A 635-nucleotide genomic window follows, 5' to 3' on the forward strand; every position below is an offset into this window, starting at 1 on the left:
AGTGTGGCCCCCCTTCTCCCGAAGTTACGGGGGCATTTTGCCGAGTTCCTTAACCATAGTTCACCCGAACGCCTCGGTATTCTCTACCTGACCACCTGAGTCGGTTTAGGGTACGGGCCGCCATGAAACTCGCTAGAGGCTTTTCTCGACAGCATAGGATCATCCACTTCACCACAATCGGCTCGGCATCAGGTCTCAGGCACATGTTGCACGGATTTACCTGCACAACGCCCTACACCCTTACCCCGGGACAACCACCGCCCGGGCTGGACTACCTTCCTGCGTCACCCCATCGCTTACCTACTACAGATCCGGGTCACCGGCTCCACCACTTTCCATTCCCCGAAGGGTCCGGAACGGCTTCACGGGCTTAGCATCGTCTGATTCGATACTGGGCGTTTCAAAGCGGGTACCGGAATATCAACCGGTTGTCCATCGACTACGCCTGTCGGCCTCGCCTTAGGTCCCGACTTACCCTGGGCAGATCAGCTTGACCCAGGAACCCTTAGTCAATCGGCGCACACGTTTCTCACGTGTGTATCGCTACTCATGCCTGCATTCTCACTCGTGAACCGTCCACCCCTCGCTTCCGCGGAGGCTTCACCCGGCACACGACGCTCCCCTACCCATCACAG

The 635-nt window shown here is 58.1% G+C and carries 1 rRNA gene; it reads right to left on the reverse strand.

Annotation, left to right across the window (positions count from 1 at the left end):
• Window positions 1-635, reverse strand: a 23S ribosomal RNA gene (locus CU044_RS18015); the annotation flags it as partial.

Source organism: Streptomyces sp. L-9-10 (genome assembly GCF_004151105.1).
Taxonomy (GTDB): Bacteria; Actinomycetota; Actinomycetes; order Streptomycetales; family Streptomycetaceae; genus Streptomyces.